The organism is Endozoicomonas numazuensis, from assembly GCF_000722635.1.
In the GTDB taxonomy this organism is placed as follows: domain Bacteria; phylum Pseudomonadota; class Gammaproteobacteria; order Pseudomonadales; family Endozoicomonadaceae; genus Endozoicomonas_A; species Endozoicomonas_A numazuensis.
Map to the genome: position 1 here is coordinate 1 of NZ_JOKH01000007.1, position 16,956 is coordinate 16,956.

At 49.0% G+C, this 16,956-nt stretch carries 16 protein-coding genes; 8 read left to right on the forward strand and 8 right to left on the reverse strand.

The window, feature by feature from the left end:
• The 3 genes from GZ78_RS30455 to GZ78_RS30725 form a co-directional block, all read right to left on the reverse strand.
• A partial coding sequence (locus GZ78_RS30455; protein WP_236631656.1) for a hypothetical protein occupies positions 1-181 on the reverse strand: 181 nt, incomplete at its 3' end.
• 346 nt (positions 182-527) lie between these two features.
• Positions 528-1,652, reverse strand: a complete 1,125-nt coding sequence (locus GZ78_RS22220; RefSeq protein ID WP_236631657.1) for a hypothetical protein — start codon at positions 1,650-1,652, stop codon at positions 528-530.
• Between the two features lie 45 nt (positions 1,653-1,697).
• Positions 1,698-1,829: a hypothetical protein gene (locus tag GZ78_RS30725; RefSeq protein WP_269078743.1), complete on the reverse strand. Its 132-nt coding sequence runs from the start codon at positions 1,827-1,829 to the stop codon at positions 1,698-1,700.
• A gap of 155 nt (positions 1,830-1,984) precedes the next feature.
• Between GZ78_RS30725 and GZ78_RS22225 the strand changes: the two genes are divergently transcribed.
• Complete coding sequence (locus GZ78_RS22225) at positions 1,985-2,245, forward strand: hypothetical protein (protein WP_152558888.1); 261 nt, start codon at positions 1,985-1,987, stop codon at positions 2,243-2,245.
• Here the strand turns inward: GZ78_RS22225 and ispB are convergent, their stop codons facing one another.
• The 3 genes from ispB to GZ78_RS22240 form a co-directional block, all read right to left on the reverse strand.
• On the reverse strand, positions 2,246-3,223 hold the full coding sequence (gene ispB, locus GZ78_RS22230; protein ID WP_034841208.1) for an octaprenyl diphosphate synthase: 978 nt from the start codon (positions 3,221-3,223) through the stop codon (positions 2,246-2,248).
• Positions 3,224-3,626: 403 nt separating this feature from the next.
• Positions 3,627-4,481, reverse strand: coding sequence for a GNAT family N-acetyltransferase (locus GZ78_RS22235; RefSeq protein WP_051786455.1), 855 nt, complete (start codon positions 4,479-4,481; stop codon positions 3,627-3,629).
• 42 nt (positions 4,482-4,523) lie between these two features.
• Positions 4,524-5,453 carry a polysaccharide deacetylase family protein gene (locus GZ78_RS22240; protein ID WP_034841209.1) on the reverse strand — a complete coding sequence of 310 codons (930 nt, stop codon included), beginning with the start codon at positions 5,451-5,453 and terminating at the stop codon, positions 4,524-4,526.
• Between the two features lie 395 nt (positions 5,454-5,848).
• Between GZ78_RS22240 and rplU the strand changes: the two genes are divergently transcribed.
• From rplU to proB, 4 genes are all read left to right on the forward strand, one after another.
• A complete protein-coding gene (rplU, locus tag GZ78_RS22245; RefSeq protein WP_034841211.1) occupies positions 5,849-6,160 on the forward strand; it encodes a 50S ribosomal protein L21 in 312 nt (103 codons plus the stop codon).
• A gap of 115 nt (positions 6,161-6,275) precedes the next feature.
• Entirely contained in the window at positions 6,276-6,533 is a 258-nt protein-coding gene (rpmA, locus tag GZ78_RS22250; RefSeq protein WP_034841213.1) for a 50S ribosomal protein L27, read from the forward strand.
• A gap of 216 nt (positions 6,534-6,749) precedes the next feature.
• Positions 6,750-7,955, forward strand: coding sequence for an Obg family GTPase CgtA (gene cgtA, locus GZ78_RS22255; protein ID WP_034841215.1), 1,206 nt, complete (start codon positions 6,750-6,752; stop codon positions 7,953-7,955).
• A 132-nt stretch (positions 7,956-8,087) separates the two neighbouring features.
• On the forward strand, positions 8,088-9,218 hold the full coding sequence (gene proB, locus GZ78_RS22260) for a glutamate 5-kinase (protein WP_034841216.1): 1,131 nt from the start codon (positions 8,088-8,090) through the stop codon (positions 9,216-9,218).
• Positions 9,219-9,271: 53 nt separating this feature from the next.
• On the opposite strand, the gene GZ78_RS22265 is transcribed toward proB, so the two are convergent.
• Together GZ78_RS22265 and rpsT are read right to left on the reverse strand one after the other, a co-directional pair.
• Positions 9,272-10,480, reverse strand: coding sequence for a hypothetical protein (locus GZ78_RS22265; RefSeq protein WP_034841219.1), 1,209 nt, complete (start codon positions 10,478-10,480; stop codon positions 9,272-9,274).
• A gap of 144 nt (positions 10,481-10,624) precedes the next feature.
• On the reverse strand, positions 10,625-10,891 hold the full coding sequence (gene rpsT / locus GZ78_RS22270) for a 30S ribosomal protein S20 (protein WP_034841222.1): 267 nt from the start codon (positions 10,889-10,891) through the stop codon (positions 10,625-10,627).
• Between the two features lie 332 nt (positions 10,892-11,223).
• Here rpsT and murJ point away from each other — a divergent pair, with 332 nt between their 5' ends.
• The 3 genes from murJ (at position 11,224) to ileS (ending at position 16,952) form a co-directional block, all read left to right on the forward strand.
• Positions 11,224-12,807: a murein biosynthesis integral membrane protein MurJ gene (murJ, locus tag GZ78_RS22275; RefSeq protein WP_081869995.1), complete on the forward strand. Its 1,584-nt coding sequence runs from the start codon at positions 11,224-11,226 to the stop codon at positions 12,805-12,807.
• 179 nt (positions 12,808-12,986) lie between these two features.
• On the forward strand, positions 12,987-13,910 hold the full coding sequence (gene ribF / locus GZ78_RS22280) for a bifunctional riboflavin kinase/FAD synthetase (protein ID WP_034841225.1): 924 nt from the start codon (positions 12,987-12,989) through the stop codon (positions 13,908-13,910).
• 201 nt (positions 13,911-14,111) lie between these two features.
• On the forward strand, positions 14,112-16,952 hold the full coding sequence (gene ileS / locus GZ78_RS22285) for an isoleucine--tRNA ligase (RefSeq protein ID WP_034841228.1): 2,841 nt from the start codon (positions 14,112-14,114) through the stop codon (positions 16,950-16,952).
• Positions 16,953-16,956 lie beyond the last annotated feature (4 nt).

Genomic DNA, 16,956 nt, shown 5'->3' on the forward strand with positions numbered 1-16,956 from the left:
AGGATAAACCAGAACAATCAGATAACGCCGCATTACTTTTAGCCAGATATTCTTGATAAACAGACAGGATAGCAAGGTTTTCATAGGCGCCTCCTTTGACCGCTAAGCATATACAGGGTTTTGCGGAAAGAAAGTAAAAAAGCCAGTGAGCATTTTTATACCATGTGTTTTTGCTAATCACCCTAATTCAGAATGGCTATTCCAGTGCATTCGCCAGCCCTTCCTGGAGCGCAGCGATACATTGGGTTCCAGCTTAGGGCTAAGAAGAGATTTTATTGATGCCTAGCGTGGTGCTCCAGAGCTGGTTTTCTTAAGGGAAAACGAGGAGTACTGGTGTGGCTCGTATTTGATCCGTCTTCGTACGTTGCCAGCAGTTTCTCTTTATGGTCCAACCAGCCCGAAAAAAGTAGGGAACTTGGGTGGCATCTTGAATTGCAACTATCTTGCTTGATAAATTCGCAATTCAAGGTGTGACCCCGGAGTTTATATGACCTCGGAGTGTATAAAAAGAGAACAATGAAATCTCATCATTGTTTACACTCAAAACTTTCTGCCACATCTGTTGCCTGGGTAGGGTACTCAATATTCAGATTAAAAAGTGGGTCACACGTCAGGGCTGAGTTCAGGTTGCTAATGTAACCAGCGCCTCCCATTTTGCACTTCTCGTCTGCATTTTCGAGGGTCAGTGTTTTGACACTATAATACGTACCACCTGTTATACACTGAGTGACCAACAGACCTTGATGGTTTTCCCCAAGGCAAGGGTAGTAAGCGGAATTAACACAGGTAATCAGGTAATTTCCGGCGGGAAGGAAGTCGCTGCTTGTATGTATTTCAGCAACCAGCTCGCCGGGCTTGCATTGCAGCTTGTCATCTTCGAAAACAATGTCTTTGCCGTCAGCAATACAGTCAGAAACCCCATTTAATTCCAAGGCTTTGTCGTTACAGACAGTACCCAGCCTGTCACTATTGCTTCCATAAAATGTATATCCTATATCACATGCCGATTTTAGAAAGCTCCCATAAACAATCTTATGTTTGGGAATGTTATAGTATGAGACGCATTTTAGTCCTCTGTTTTCATAGTGAAGGCCTCCTGGAGGGCAATTTGTAATATCAGACTTTATTGTGTAAGTATTGCGTATCCAAATGTCTTTGTAATCGCGTGGAGTGTAATTTTTTATCGGAAAATTATAACCATAATTGTAACAGGTAGCGTACAAAAATGATTTCAAACCTTCATCGGTATTCTCTTTTGTTTTTAACATAAAGCCGCAGCGTTCAGTGTAATCGCCTGTGGGAATTAACTCAGTAAAAGAAAAAACGGCGGCATTAATCGCCTCCGGATAGGTTATTGATGTATTGCAATAGAGGTAGCCGTCATCATTGAATGCGATATCATTCTGCTTTTCCCAACATTCTAAAGGTATTGGCGATATTTTTTTAAATCCCGAGTCCGCTGCTCTGAAAAGACCGGTATGATACAGCTGATTATTATTTACATATAATTCGTTTAGTTTTACCTTCTCAAGATAGGAACCGAATGGAATAAGAAGGCTCTGCTGTTCTTGTGCAAGGCACAGTGATGAAGCCATTAGAAGATATGCGAGCCCACAGCTTGTGAACCTCCCACTTTTTTTAACAAACATCATAGCTCTCCGTACTGACCAATAAAAGGCATTGGAAGTGTAGAACTGTCACGGCGAGATACCAAAAAACAGTTTGAGGCAATAGAACAGGGGTTCTTTAACGGCTGTCGTCGTTTTGTTTCTCTCTGTCTGGTTTCTCTCTGTAATGGCGATCTGGAAGCCATGAACAAGGAGTTTCATGGGGTTCTGGATCTCTCTATAGCCGGGCTTTGCCTTTAAAGAGTTAAGAACCTACAGAACTCCAGAGTCTGGACCTTTTTATATGGAGCTTCAGGAAGGTCAGTTAAGCACACTGAAATTTGCTGTAAAATCCGCATCCAACTGCTGAATTTAGGTTGAAGCATGACAGAGTGATGCTGGTTTCAGGGATCAATTCACATTATGTGTGTTTTCGCAGAGACATCCAGGGGCAGTGGTACAAGCTCGAGAGTGTGGCTTATGAAAAAGGTGAGCAGGAAATAATCAGTCCGGGGCGTTACTTGCTGGAGAGAACATACAACCAACAGGACTTGCAAAATCTGGGAGATGGAGATGCCCAGGTGGATATTATCCACCTGGAGGAAGAGAAGTTACCCGGATTGGTGTTTCAGTTCTGATTAAAACGTTCTGGCTACTGCAAAACGAGCCAGGTCTTCCATGGCATCCCGATATGAGCTGTCAGGCAGAGCCTGCAAGCTGGCAATGGCTTTTTCAGATTCTTCTCTGGCTTTCTGGGAAGTGTAATTCAGTGCTCCACAGGTGCGAACGGCCTCAACAATCTGATCAATCTTTTCCAGGCCACCTTCTTCAATGGCTTCTTTCACCAGAGCTTTCTGTTCTGGGTTACCTTCGGAGAGTGTGAATATCAGGGGCAGGGTAGGTTTGCCCTCTGCCAGGTCATCACCCAGATTTTTCCCCATGGCTTCACTGTCGCCTTCATAGTCTAGCAGGTCATCCACCAGCTGAAACGCCATGCCGAGGTGATTACCATAATCTCTCAGTGCCTGCTCAACCTTCCTGTCCACGTTGGACATAACGGCTGCTGTGTGGGTAGAAGCTTCAAACAGCATGGCGGTCTTGCATCGAATAACCTCCATGTACTGCTCTTCTGTCACGCTGGCATCGTTGATGTTCATCAACTGCATGACTTCGCCCTCTGCAATGATGTTGGTGGCGTCAGAGAGAATCTTGAGCAGCTTGATATTGTTCAGCCCTACCATCATCTGGAAAGCACGGGAATAAAGGAAGTCTCCCACCAGGACACTGGGAGCGTTGCCCCAGAGTGCATTGGCAGTATCGCGTCCCCGGCGAAGGTCGGACTGATCCACGACATCATCGTGCAGCAAAGTAGCAGTATGTAAAAATTCGATGACAGCAGCCAAAGGAATATGGCCGTGTCCCTGGAAGCCAGTAGCCCGTGCGGTCAATAAAACGAGAAGAGGTCTGAGCCGTTTACCCCCAGACTGGATTATGTACTGGCCAATTTTACTGACCATGACAACATCCGAGTGCAGCTGTTCGGCGATGCACTGGTTAACCAATGCAAAATCTTCGCTGACAACGGTTTGGAAGGAGTGCTTGTTGCGTTCTGGCATAAGGCTGCTGCAGAGATAGGGAAATCGAGCATCGTAGGTAGTGGCTGCCTGACTGTCAATAGCTGCATGACCTCGGTGTTAGTTTCATGGGTTTAATTAATCTGAGGGAGTAAATCTGAGCACCAGATTACGCTACTTCTATTAACGCTTATCTCTCAGGGTTTAAATGCCTCAAAGGGCTGTGTCGGCGAGATTAATTATAAGCAACTTCAATCATTATGAAAGATGATGTTTATTGAGGGCGTCGCCCTGGGAGGCTGACCGAGAATAGACAGCCCGGCCTAAAATCCAGAAAGAACGGCCATCTTTTCCACTGAATTTTATGCTCGGACGCTATTCTCGGTCAGCCTCCTAGTGTCATATTCAAAGTATCGCAGACCAAACTGGCCATTATGAGCTCAGGCTATCCAGCTTCCAGTGACGTCTGACCAAAAATTCTGCGGTAATCCAGATCGGGTTCGTAACCGTTATACATCCTAATGGTTTCAAAGTTGGTTTTTTGCCCTCCTAACGATTGGAATAGTTGCACACCTGTTTCGTTAGGCTCAGGTATATCGCAATACACGGGTGCTTCCCGGGCTTCAGACAGCAGTGCCAGCAGTATCTCTCTGGCAATGTCGGGAGTATCTGCAAACAGTGGGCCTATTTTATAGCCTTCAATGCAGGGGCGAATGACGCCATAGCCCTGTATTTTATGGTTGTTTAATGAGCAGTAACCCACGGCATCTTTTTGGGTGAGCCAAGCTTTTAAATACGCTTTTCGACGACAGGGGAAGAGCTCTTGTTGCTCATAATCCAATAGCTCGATCAGAGTCATGTCGCTGAGCGCGACCACGTTTTTAGAAGTGGGCCCCGGTTTCTGTCTGAAACAGAAACGCAGGTTTTTGTGGGCTGCACGAAAGCCGGTTCTTCGATAAGTTGGACACTTGTCTATAACACCATCCAGTGCAATGTTTCTATAGCCTGCCAGGTGCAGGCGGTGGCGTGTCATTTCAAATCCCAGCCCCTTGCCTCTTAAGTTCGGGTGCACAATGTACAGTCCAAAGTAAGCAAAGAGATGACTGTGATTGAATACTGCGGATACGCCTGCCAGCTGGTTATTTTGCTTTATTCCAAGCAGTGCTCCATGGCTATGGGCAGCTTTGAAGAACGTTGAGGCGTCCCGAAGGCCAGGGTTCCAGCCTTCCTGGCTAGCCCAGTCGAACATGAACTGCGTTTCTTTTTTATTCAAGGTGATGATTTCAGGGCTGTGTTTCATAGGCCCATGGCCCTCGCTCAATCAGGTGCTGAAAGAATAGTGTCAGCCAGCCGTTTCTGCCTGCTGGTGGTTGGTCGGGCATTGCTTTAGCCATTGTCTTGCCAGAGCTTCACGCGTTACGAATGTCGCCTTAGAGTGTGTCATGACATAGTGAATAAACAGGCGAACCGCTTCACTTCGGCCGGGTTGTCCCGAGATTCTGCTATGCAGGCCTACCGTCATGATTCGGGCGGATTCTGTGCTTTCATGATAAAGGCTGTTGAATGTAGCTTTCAGGTGCTCAAGGAATTGCATGGGAGAGGTCCAGCCCGGACTGGTGCCATAAAGGCAATCATTGTTGACCAGGGTATAAGGAATCACCAGATGCCTATCATCATCAACCGAGAGCCACCAGGGGTAGTCACCGGAATAGTCATCGCTGTCGTAGAGCAGTCCGGATTCCATAACCAGCTTTCGGGTGTTGATACTCTTGCGACCCGTGTACCAGCCAGAGGCTGTTTTACCAGTCAATGTTTGAATACTTTGCAGGCATTTCTTGATATCGAGCATTTCATCTTGTGCGGTAAAGGTTCGATAATCGATCCAGCGGTACCCATGGCCAGCGACTTCATGAGGGCTCTCTCCCAGAGCCCGGGCGAAAGCCGGATTACGCTCCAGTGCAAGACCACAGGCAAAAACGGTCACAGGCACGTTCAGGGATTCAAACAGTCTTAGTAGTCTCCAACAGCCCGAGCGTGAACCATAGGTAAAGAGACTCTCGCTGGAATAATGCCGTTCCCCCATCAGAGAGGGCAGTCCTGGATAGCCGGACAGGTAGTTTTCAGACGCAAGGTCGCCGTCCATTATGTTCCGTTCGCTGCCTTCTTCGTAATTTAGTACCAGGTTTATAATCAGTTGGCTGCCATCGGGCCACAGAAAGTGTCTGGGGCGATCGGAAATGCCGTTGAGGCTTCTCGGATAATAGTCACTCATAACGGTATCTTTAGTGAGTTAACGCAATAGGGCAGAGCATAGTAAAAACGGGCTTGCCAGAAGGGTTGCAATTCCTTAGAATTTGCGCCCCTGTCTTACAATCTGACTGAGAATCCGGGCGGCGGTCCATTTTGTCATGCTTTTGGGCTCTGTTTTCAGAGTTTGACCAGAAGTTTATGCGGCGCAGCCCATCTGGAAGTGATGATCAGATAGACGTAGATAGTATTGCAAATTCCGGCTGGGAGGCTGACCAGGAGTGGCGATTGAGCGTTAAGCCGATCGGTTCGCTCTAAAGTGGTCTTCCTTGAGTACCTTGGTTTCATTCTTAATGTATGAGCCTCGATCTCGTCGGATGCCTTTGACAAAAAGGCTATTTAGGATTTTCGGAGATTAATATGTACGCAGTTATCAAAACTGGCGGCAAGCAGTACCGTGTTGCTGAAGGCACAACCCTGAAGGTTGAAAAACTGGACGTAGCTGCAGGTGAGAGCCTGGACATCAGCGACGTTCTGCTGGTAGCTAACGGTGAAGACGTTAAAATTGGCGCTCCTGTTGTTGAAGGTGCCAAGGTTACTGCTGAAGTTGTAACGCATGGTCGTGGTCCAAAGATCAAGATCATCAAGTTCAAGCGTCGTAAGCACCACCGTAAGCAGATGGGCCACCGTCAGTGGTTCACTGAGCTGAAAATTACCAGCATTGCTGGTTAATTATTAGTCCTTTTTAAAGGCATGGCTGATGAGCTGGAAACAGCTCGTTGAATACTTTTAAGGTCTGCATCTGGTGTGGTAGCCGGCTGTAAGACTGAGCTAAAAGGAGAGCAGCATGGCTCACAAAAAAGCTGGTGGTTCTACTCGTAACGGTCGCGATTCAGAAAGTAAACGCCTTGGCGTTAAGCGTTTCGGCGGTCAAGTAGTAAACGCAGGTAACATCCTGGTTCGTCAGCGTGGCACTAAGTTCCACGCGGGTGAAAACGTTGGTATTGGCAAGGATCACACCCTGTTCGCCAAGGCTAACGGCAAGGTTGTTTTTGAGGTTAAAGGTCCTCAGAAGCGCAAGTACGTTCGCATCGAAGCTGCGTAACAGTACTTCTGGTGTCGGCCCCTTGCTGGGGACGGCATCATCGGAAAGCCCCGCTTTTTGGCGGGGCTTTCTTGTATATGGGTTAAGTGATTTGAGTGGTGTAGACTCCTGAGGTTGAGTGTCTGGAGATAAGTAGTTTCCTCTTGTGGTTTGGTTAGAGTGAGTATTTATCTGCAGGCATTGGCCGTTTGGAGTCGGTGCTGCGGGAGGTTTTGAATGAAGTTTGTCGATGAAGCCACCATCAAAGTTCAGGCTGGCAAGGGTGGCAATGGCTGCCTGAGTTTCAGGCGTGAAAAATACGTTGCCAAAGGTGGTCCGGACGGTGGCGATGGTGGTGACGGTGGCAGTATTTATGTGGTTGCCGAGAACGACTTGAATACGCTGGTGGATTATCGCTATCAGCGCAGCTATCAGGCTGAGAGTGGCGAGGCTGGTCGTGGTCGCAACTGTTCTGGTGCCAAAGGACAGGATCTGGAATTGCCTGTACCGGTGGGTACAACAGTGGTGGATGACGAAACGGAGGAGGTCATTGGTGACCTGACTCATGTGGGTCAGAAGCTGCTGGTGGCTCACGGCGGCTGGCATGGTTTGGGGAATACCCGGTTCAAGTCCAGTGTTAATCGTGCGCCCAGACAGACGACTAAAGGTTCTCTGGGAGAGGAGCGTGCGCTCAGGCTTGAGCTTAAGGTGATTGCAGACGTAGGTCTGTTGGGTATGCCTAATGCGGGCAAGTCCACCTTTATTCGCTCTGTTTCTCATGCCAAGCCGAAAGTTGCGGATTACCCCTTTACCACGCTGGTTCCTAACCTGGGTGTGGTCAGTGTAGAAAAACACCGCAGTTTTGTTATTGCTGATATTCCTGGCCTTATTGAAGGTGCCGCCGAAGGTGCGGGTTTAGGGATTCGATTCCTGAAACACCTTTCGCGTTGTCGGGTGCTCCTGCATTTGGTCGATGTGGCGCCCTTCGATGAGAGCGATCCTGTAGAGGTGGCCAATGCGATTGTTGATGAACTGAAAAATTTCAGCCCGGCTTTGGCTGAGCGTGAACGTTGGCTGGTTCTCAACAAGCTGGATCTGTTACCGGAAGATCAGCAGAAGGAAGTGTGTGATCGGGTAATAGCAGAGCTGGAGTGGGAAGGTCCTGTTTATAAAATTTCTGCGATCTCCTCTCAGGGGACTGAAAAGCTGTCTCAGGATCTGATGACCTACATCGAAGAGCGCAATCTTCAGGAGAGCGAAGATACTGAAATGGCCGCTCAGGAGTTAGAAGTTCGTCAGAGGCTTGAAGAAGAAGCGCGCGGTCGTATGCGTGAGTTGGCCGAAGAGAGAAAACAGTATCGCCTGGCCAGGAAAGCTGAAAAAGCGGCCAAAGACGATGACGATGATGATGACGACGATGTAGAGGTGTTCTACGCACCTTGATCTTGTTGGTAGAGCGGTCATGAGCTAAGAAAAACAGCTATGAGTGGGCAGTGCGGCTCACCCCGAAGCATGAAAATGGCAACAGGGTCTGATAGAGCTGTGTTTTCATAGTAAAAAGTTCAGGAGAGCGGCATGAGTGAGCGTGGCAGGCTGAAAACGGCCCAGCGCTGGGTTGTCAAGATAGGCAGTGCCCTGTTAACCGACGAAGGGCGGGGGCTGGCGATTGATCAGATTGATGGCTGGGTTGATCAGTTATGTGAACTGCGCAGTCAGGGTATTGAGCTGGTTCTGGTGTCGTCAGGGGCTGTGGCTGCAGGTATGGAGAAACTGGGGCGCAAGGAACGACCGACCGCTTTGAATGAGCTTCAGGCGGCTGCTGCGGTGGGGCAGACCCGGCTGGTTCAAACCTGGGAAAGCAGCTTTCAGAGGCATAATGTCCAGCCTGCCCAGGTCTTGCTGACTCATGCGGATCACAGTAATCGTCAACGGTATCTGAATGCTCGTAGTGCTCTAAGAACGCTGCTCGATATGGGCGTAGTCCCTGTCGTCAATGAGAACGATACAGTTGTGACTGATGAGATTCGATTTGGTGATAACGATACGCTCGGAGCTCTGGTGGCCAATCTGGTAGAAGCGGATGTTCTGGTGATTCTGACGGATCAGGAGGGTTTGTACACCGCAGATCCTCGTAAGAACCCCGATGCAAGATTGATGAGTGAGGCCAGAGCTCAGGATTCGACTTTGGATGCCATGGCAGGTGGTGGCAGTGGTCGCCTGGGGCGCGGTGGTATGCAAACCAAGCTTCGAGCGGCTCGTCAGGCTGCAGCTTCTGGTGCGGCAACGGTTATTGTCGGTGGAAAGATCGAGAATGTAATCAGCCGCCTCTATGAGCAGGAATCATTGGGTACTCTGCTTTTGCCTGATCATGAAAGGATGGCTGCCCGCAAGCAGTGGCTGCAGGGGCATATGCAGACTTCAGGGAAGCTGGTTCTGGATGCAGGAGCTGTTGATGTTTTGCGAAACCGGGGGAAGAGTCTTTTGCCTGTGGGTGTAAAAGCCGTCAGTGGGGACTTTCTTCGAGGTGAAATGGTGACCTGTGTCGATGAATCAGGTCGTGAGGTGGCTCGTGGCTTGATCAATTATGGTTCGCGAGATGCGCTTAAAGTGATGGGTAAGCCCAGCCACCAGATGGTTGAGTTGCTGGGCTATTCTGGAGAGCCTGAATTATTGCACCGAGACAATATGGTGCTATCAGGTTGCTGAGTTGAAGGGTGGAGTCAGGCTCAGGAGTGTGAGCTGGCTCCACTGATTTGTTGTTATTTGGATTTCTTTTTCTTCCAAATATAGGTGCCGGCTTTGGCCAGGTGCCCGCCTATCCAAGTTGCCTTTCCTGCCGCCCATCCTGATTTTTTAAGTGACCATGCTATGAGTAGAAAGTTTCCGGTGACGAGTTTTTTCGCGTAGTAAGGCGTGTTCCAGGGGCTGAACCAAGCGTATGCATCATTGTATTCGCAGCCGGGGATGTATTCTTCCAATGGGTGTCCGGTGATGTTTTCGAAGCCTATATGAGCCATGTTCTGAATGAACATGATAGCCATGAGTTCTGTCGAGCCAAGTTTTGCTAATCCTCCAAGCGCATTAACTGAGCGTTGGAAATAAGGTATGAGAACTGCTGCTGTTGTTGTGACAAGTGAGCCCTGTTTCGAGCTTGCTTTTAATGTGTTGTAAATATTTTTCAGGGTGTCAGGGTCGTGATCTGACATATCCCATCCGCCATTAAAGTCTTCGCCAGGATGCTCTTTAAGTAATGCTCCCGCGTACGCTGTGAGTGCTGCGGCCTGAGTAAGGAAAATGCTGGTAATAGTCCAGACCCCATTGCCCTGGAGGGCGACACCGGTACCCATGAAAAGTAGATAATAGATTGACCAGTCATGTAGGCCTGCACTTGTCAGTGAGGCTGAAACAGCGGTGTGGATATATTCAGGGTGGCCGGTTAGGACGGTTACTGGAACGCTGGCAATCAGCATTGCCAGCCCTAGGCCGGGCATTTCTCCTGAAGAGCGTTTACCGGGTTTTATGCTCTTAAAGATCTTCTCTGAGTCAGCGGCTGGTATGCGAGCTAGATGGAAAGTGTGTCCTTCAAGCGTTTGTTGTGTGCTGGTCTCAATATTGACATTTTCTGCAGCCTTGGAGAGTTCTTGGACGAGCTTGAGATCGGCTTTGTTAAGAGCTTTTTCAGCACTGAGTGCTAATTGGCTCCTTATTGCCGGTGCTTCCGCTGTACAAGCAACTTTAATGGCTTTTTTGTCATTAAGTGTCTGTTCGACGGCTCTGGCAGCTGTGTTGGGGTTTGGTTTTGCTGTTTTTGGGAGTCTGGCAACTATGAAATCTGACATTGTACCGGGAGGGGTCGCTTCGGCGCACAATATGGTGTAGTAATCGTCGACTTGAGAACTTGATGCTTTTGACTGTATCGAAATGAGAAGGAGCAAGGCAGATAGGATTGTGCAAAGTAGATGCCGCATGATGATAAACCTCATTGAGAGGGGTAGGAAGAAACAATGCGGAAGTATAGTTGCGAATTTTAAGTTTCAATTTGTAAAGGCATAAAAAAAAGCCGGTAAAAACCGGCTTTTTTTATCATGCCCTTGCATTGCAAGGGCTGACAATTATGCAGTCAGAGCTTTAATCTGTGCATTCAGACGGCTCTTATGACGAGCAGCCTTATTTTTGTGGATGATGCCTTTGTCGGCCATACGGTCGATGACTGGCACAGCCGCAGTGTATTCAGTTTTAGCCAGCTCAGCGTCTTTGGCTTCGATGGCACGAACGACTTTCTTGATAGAAGTACGAACCATAGAACGCAGGGAAGCATTGTGAGTGCGACGCTGCTCAGCCTGACGGGCGCGCTTTTTGGCGGATGGTGAGTTAGCCATTTGTGGTGCTCCTAAGAATCTTAATTAACCGTTTGCACTGTTATTAAACAGGGCTGCTTCGGGCACCCTGTTGTGAGTATGGAGTTTGCCGCGTCACTGTTGGAAGCCCCCGGGCAAGGGTCTCATCAGTGCCGTACCCATACAGTCAAGTCGCGGAATCATGCCTATTTGGACAAAGGTTGTCAATAAGGCTTCTTGACGTTATAGCGCGCAAACCCGCATCATGGCTGTTAATGGCCATGGGGCTGGCCTGAACTTTATGACCGGTCGCTATTCCAGACCAGGCCTCAACTCAGTAGTATTGCCGGTTTTTGATCGTTTGAGCGAGCTGAATGTCCACAGAGAACTTTTCAGAGGGGCCGCCTGAGGGCGAGGCCAGGGGTAAGTCACCCAGTTTGCTGAGATCGAGCCTGGTTGTGGGTATTATGACCATGCTTTCACGGGTTTTGGGGTTGGCCCGGGATGTGGTTATTGCTGGGTACTTTGGTTCCACTGCTTCAGCCGATGCTTTTTTTGTCGCTTTTAAAATCCCTAACTTTCTTCGCCGGCTATTCGCAGAGGGGGCCTTTTCCCAGGCGTTTGTTCCGGTGCTCTCAGAGTATCGCACCAAACGTAGCTTTGATGAGGTGCGTTATCTTGTGAGTCGGGTCAGCGGTACCCTGGCCGGCCTGCTGTTGCTGGTGACTCTGGTTTGTATGCTGGCTTCCCCAATATTGATCCGCCTCTTTGCTCCGGGGTTTATTGAATACCCTGAAAAGCTGTTATTGGCCGGAGAAATGCTGAGGATCACTTTTCCTTACCTTCTGTTGATTTCATTAACCGCTTTGGCTGGCTCCATACTTAACAGTTATAACCGCTTTGCGGTACCTGCTTTTACTCCGGTTTTGCTTAATCTCAGTTTGATTTGCGCCACGTTGTTTATGACACCGTGGTTTGATGAGCCCGTTATGGCACTGGCTTGGGGTGTTGTCATCGCGGGTATATCCCAGCTGTTATTGCAGATTCCTTTTCTGTTACAGATTCGCCTGCTGCCTGCCCCCAGGTGGGGGCGCAAGGATGAAGGTGTAAGGCGAATCATGAAGCTGATGATTCCAGCACTGTTTGGGGTGTCAGTGAGTCAGATCAACCTGTTGCTGGATACAGTACTGGCCTCTTTTCTGGAAACAGGCAGTGTGTCCTGGCTCTATTATTCTGATCGCCTGTCAGAGTTACCTCTGGGGGTATTTGGTATCGCTATTGCGACCGTTATTTTGCCAAGCCTCTCTCGAAAACATGCTGAGGATTCCGGAGATCAGTTTTCCAGGACTCTGGACTGGGCTATTCGTCTTGTATTGCTGATAGGTGTGCCGGCAGGTATTGCTTTATTTATCCTGTCCGAACCATTACTGGCGACCTTGTTTGATTACGGAGAGATGCAGGACCGGGATGTCATTATGGCGGGTATGAGTCTGCGTGCTTATTCGCTGGGGTTAATAGCCTTTATGCTGATCAAGGTATTGGCGCCTGGTTATTTTGCCCGTCAGGATACCAAGACGCCGGTCAAAATCGCCATTATGGCAATGGTGGCCAATATGGTGTTTAACCTGATGCTGGTGTTCTGGCTTAAACATGCCGGTCTGGCATTGGCGACGACATTATCTGCTTTTTTGAATGCCGGCTTGTTGTTCTGGGGATTGAAACGATCTGGAATCTATAATCCTGAACCCGGCTGGATGCGGCTTTGTGGACGTCTGGTGTTTGCAAATCTGGCTATGGCAGGGTTGTTGCTTTGGATAGCGGGTGATACAAGCTGGTGGCTGGAAGCCACGCTCTGGCAGCGAGCGCTGGAGATGACCAAGGTGGTAGGGGCAGGGCTGGCTGTATATGGAGTAGCACTTTTAATGGCTGGTATACGCCCTGTACATTTCAGGCATTGATAACCAGAACCGGGCTGGCAGTTTTTCCTGTTAGCCCTTGTTTCTTTGTCCGTTTTTCTGAGCCGGACACTCAGCTCAGGAAAAAAGAGCGGTGATTTCATGAACATGGCTCTTAAGTCCAAAACGCTCCTGAGATATAATCCCTGCTTTTGCCAGCCTAACAGAGAATAAACCGCCCAATGCAGTTGATTCGCGGAATGCACAATATCAGACCAGAGCATCGCGCCTGTGTTGCGACTATTGGTAATTTTGATGGTGTTCATCTGGGGCACCGCACTATCTTGGAGACGCTGCGGCAGCAGGCCTTTGAGTTGGGCGTCAGGGTCTGTGTGATCACTTTTGAACCTCAGCCCCGAGAATATTTTCAGGGTGACCAGGCACCGGCCAGACTGTCCAGTCTGAGAGAAAAACTGACTCTTCTGGAAGAGGCTGGTGTTGATCAGGTACTCTGCCTGCCCTTTAATCAGAGGCTGCAAAACCTGACACCGGACGAATTTGTCATGAAGGTGCTGGTGGATGGGCTGGATTTACGCTATCTGATAGTAGGTGATGATTTCCGCTACGGATTAAACCGGCAGGGTAACTTTGCTCACCTGAGAAAAATGGGTGATCAGTTCGGATTTGAAGTCTGTGATACCCGCACTGTATCGATGGATATGGACCGTATCAGCAGCACCCGGATTCGTGAACAGCTGGTGGATGTGCATCTGGACGCGGCAGAAAAACTGTTAGGACGCCCCTTTACTATGATGGGGCGTGTTATTAAAGGGCAGCAGCTGGGAAGGCAGCTGGGCTTTCCGACAGCGAATATCCGGGTTTGTCGGCGGACATTGCCTATTCAGGGGGTGTTCGCGGTCAGGGTATGGTTAGCAGGACGAAGTCATGACGCAGTAGCCAATCTGGGGGTCAGACCTACAGTGAACGCTACAAGGGCCATGCTTGAGGTGCACCTTCTGGACTACCAGGGTGACCTTTACGGCCATACCTTGCGGGTTGAGTTTATCAAGAAGATTCGCAGTGAGAAAAAGTTTGAATCGCTGGACGCCCTCAAGGCAGCGATTGCTGACGATGTAGAAGCGGCAAAAAGCTTTTTTCATCAATAGGTCAGCCAGAGAGATAGCAACATTTTTCGGCCGATTATTTAAGGTGAGAAATGTTTCAGTGAGGATTTACGAGAAATGTCGCTTGATTGAGCGGCATTTTTAAAAGAGCTTGGGATGACTTTTTTGAGCTGCGAGCATTTATGCCTGGCAATCAAGCCAGGAGCTGCATGGCCAAAAGACGTGTGATGATGAGATCCAACTATGACCGACTATAAGCATACATTGAACTTGCCGGAGACTGATTTCCCGATGCGCGGAAATCTGGCCAAGCGTGAGCCTGACATGCTCAAGCGCTGGTACGACGAGGAGCTTTACGAAGAAATTCGTAAGGTGTCTGAAGGTCGTGACAAGTTCATTTTGCATGATGGCCCTCCGTACGCAAACGGCGATATTCATATTGGTCATGCGGTCAATAAAATCATCAAAGACATGATCATCAAGTCCAAGACCCTCAGCGGTTTTGATGCGCCTTATGTTCCCGGGTGGGACTGCCATGGTCTGCCTATCGAGCATAAAGTAGAAGGTATGCTGGGCAAGGCCGGTGATAAGGTGGACTTTAAAACCTTCCGGGCGAAATGCCGTCAGTATGCGGCCAAACAGGTAGATGGCCAGCGTGAAGATTTCAAGCGCATGGGGATACTGGGAACCTGGGACAAGCCTTACCTGACCATGGACTTCCAGACCGAAGCTGACATCATCCGAGCTCTGGGAAAGATCACTGATAATGGTCATCTGGTGAAAGGTTATAAGCCTGTTTACTGGAGTGTGGTGGGTGGTTCTGCCTTAGCGGAAGCGGAAGTGGAATACCAGGAGAAAACATCTACCCAGATTGATGTGCGTTATGCTGCTCTGGATGAAGCTGATCTTTTGTCTGCTTTTGACTATGAAACGGACGGCTGTGAAGGTAAAGAGCGAGGTGAAGGTGAAGTTGCTGCCGTTATCTGGACCACCACACCCTGGACACTGCCATCATCTCAGGCGATTACTCTGGGGGCAGATCTGGGTTATGCCCTGATCCAGTGTGAGGTCAATGGTCAGCCAGCACGACTGATTCTGGGAGAGCAGTTGGTTGAGTCTGCCATGCAGCGCTATGGCATTGAAGATTACACCATCATCGCCCGTACACTGGGTGCTCGACTGGAAGGCAAAAGAGTTGCCCATCCTTTCTACAATCGTGAAATCCCGTTGATTCTCGGTGATCACGTGACTACAGATGCCGGTACTGGTTGTGTACATACTGCACCTGACCATGGTGTGGATGACTTTAATGTCGGTAAAAAATACGACATTGGCACGCTTAATTATCTGGATGATGCTGGCATCTTTCGCAGTAACGTTGAGTTGTTTGCGGGTGAACATGTTTACAAGGTTGATCCAAAAGTTGTTGATGTTGTTACAGAAAAAGGCCGTCTGCTGGCTCAGGCTAAAATGGTGCACAGTTATCCGCACTGCTGGAGAACCAAGACGCCTCTGATTTTTCGTGCAACACCGCAGTGGTTTATCAGCATGGAAAAAGAAGGTCTGCTGAGCACTGCCATGAAGTCACTGGACACGGTGAAGTTTACGCCAGACTGGGGTCGTAACCGTATGGAGTCGATGCTGAGTCAGAGTCCTGACTGGTGTATTTCTCGTCAGCGGACCTGGGGTGTACCTATTGCTCTCTTTATCCACAAGGAAACCGAAGAGCTTCATCCTGAGACTTCTGCCCTGATTGAGCAGGTTGCTCTGAGGGTTGAGCAGGAAGGTATGGATGCATGGTTTGACCTGCAGCCTGCTGACTTGCTGTCAGCTGAAGATGCTGAGCATTACGTTAAGGTAACGGACACCCTGGATGTCTGGTTTGATTCCGGTGTGACTCATTACTCGGTACTGGATCGCCGAGAAGAACTGCGTTCACCTGCAGATATCTATGTAGAAGGTTCTGACCAGCACCGTGGCTGGTTCCAGTCTTCTTTGAAAACCGGTATTGCAACCAAAGGCATTCCTCCATACAAGCAGCTGTTGACCCATGGTTTTACGGTGGATGCCAACGGTCGTAAGATGTCTAAGTCTCTGGGCAATGTGATTGCACCCCAGAAGGTCTTTAAATCCCTTGGAGCTGATATTCTGCGTCTTTGGGTTTCTGCAACGGACTACACGGCAGAAATGACAGTCTCTGACGAGATTCTGAAGCGAACTGCAGACAGCTATCGTCGTATCCGTAATACAGCCCGTTTCCTGCTTTCTAACCTGAACGGTTTCAATCCTGAAACCGACAGTGTGGCCTGGGAAGATATGTTGTCTCTGGATCGTTGGGCAGTGGATCGTGCGATGCGCTTGCAGGAAGAGGTGATCGAATCTTACGACAGTTATAACTTCCTGAATGTTTACCAGAAAGTGCATAATTTCTGCTCTCTGGATCTGGGTGGTTTCTATCTGGATATCATCAAGGATCGTCAGTATACGACCCAGTCAGACAGCCTGGCTCGTCGCAGTTGCCAGACAGCAATGTTCCATATCATCGAAGCTTTTGCTCGTTGGATTGCACCGGTTACCAGCTTTACCGCTGATGAAATCTGGCAGGCCATTCCTGGTCAGCGTAGCAAGTCGGTTCTGTTGGAAACCTGGTATGAAGATCTGAAAAGCCTGGAAGGCGATGAACTGGGTCGCGAATACTGGAACTCTGTCATGACAGTGAAGCATGCTGTTAACAAGGCTCTTGAAGATGCTCGTAAAGAGAGTGTGATGGGTGGTGGTCTTGAAGCAGAAGTGACACTGTTTGCCAATGATGAGCTGCTGGAAGCTCTGGGCAAGCTGGGTGATGAGCTACGCTTTGTCCTGATTACTTCTCAGGCTGAATTGAAACCTCTTTCAGAAGCGACTGATGCTGTGGATACAGACGTTGAAGGCCTGAAAGTTTCGGTTCGCAAGTCAGCACATGAGAAGTGTGACCGTTGTTGGCATCGTCGTGAAGACGTTGGCACTATCGAGACTCACACGACACTTTGTGGACGTTGTGTAGAGAATGTCGATGGAAAAGGCGAAATCAGACAGTTTGCCTGATACA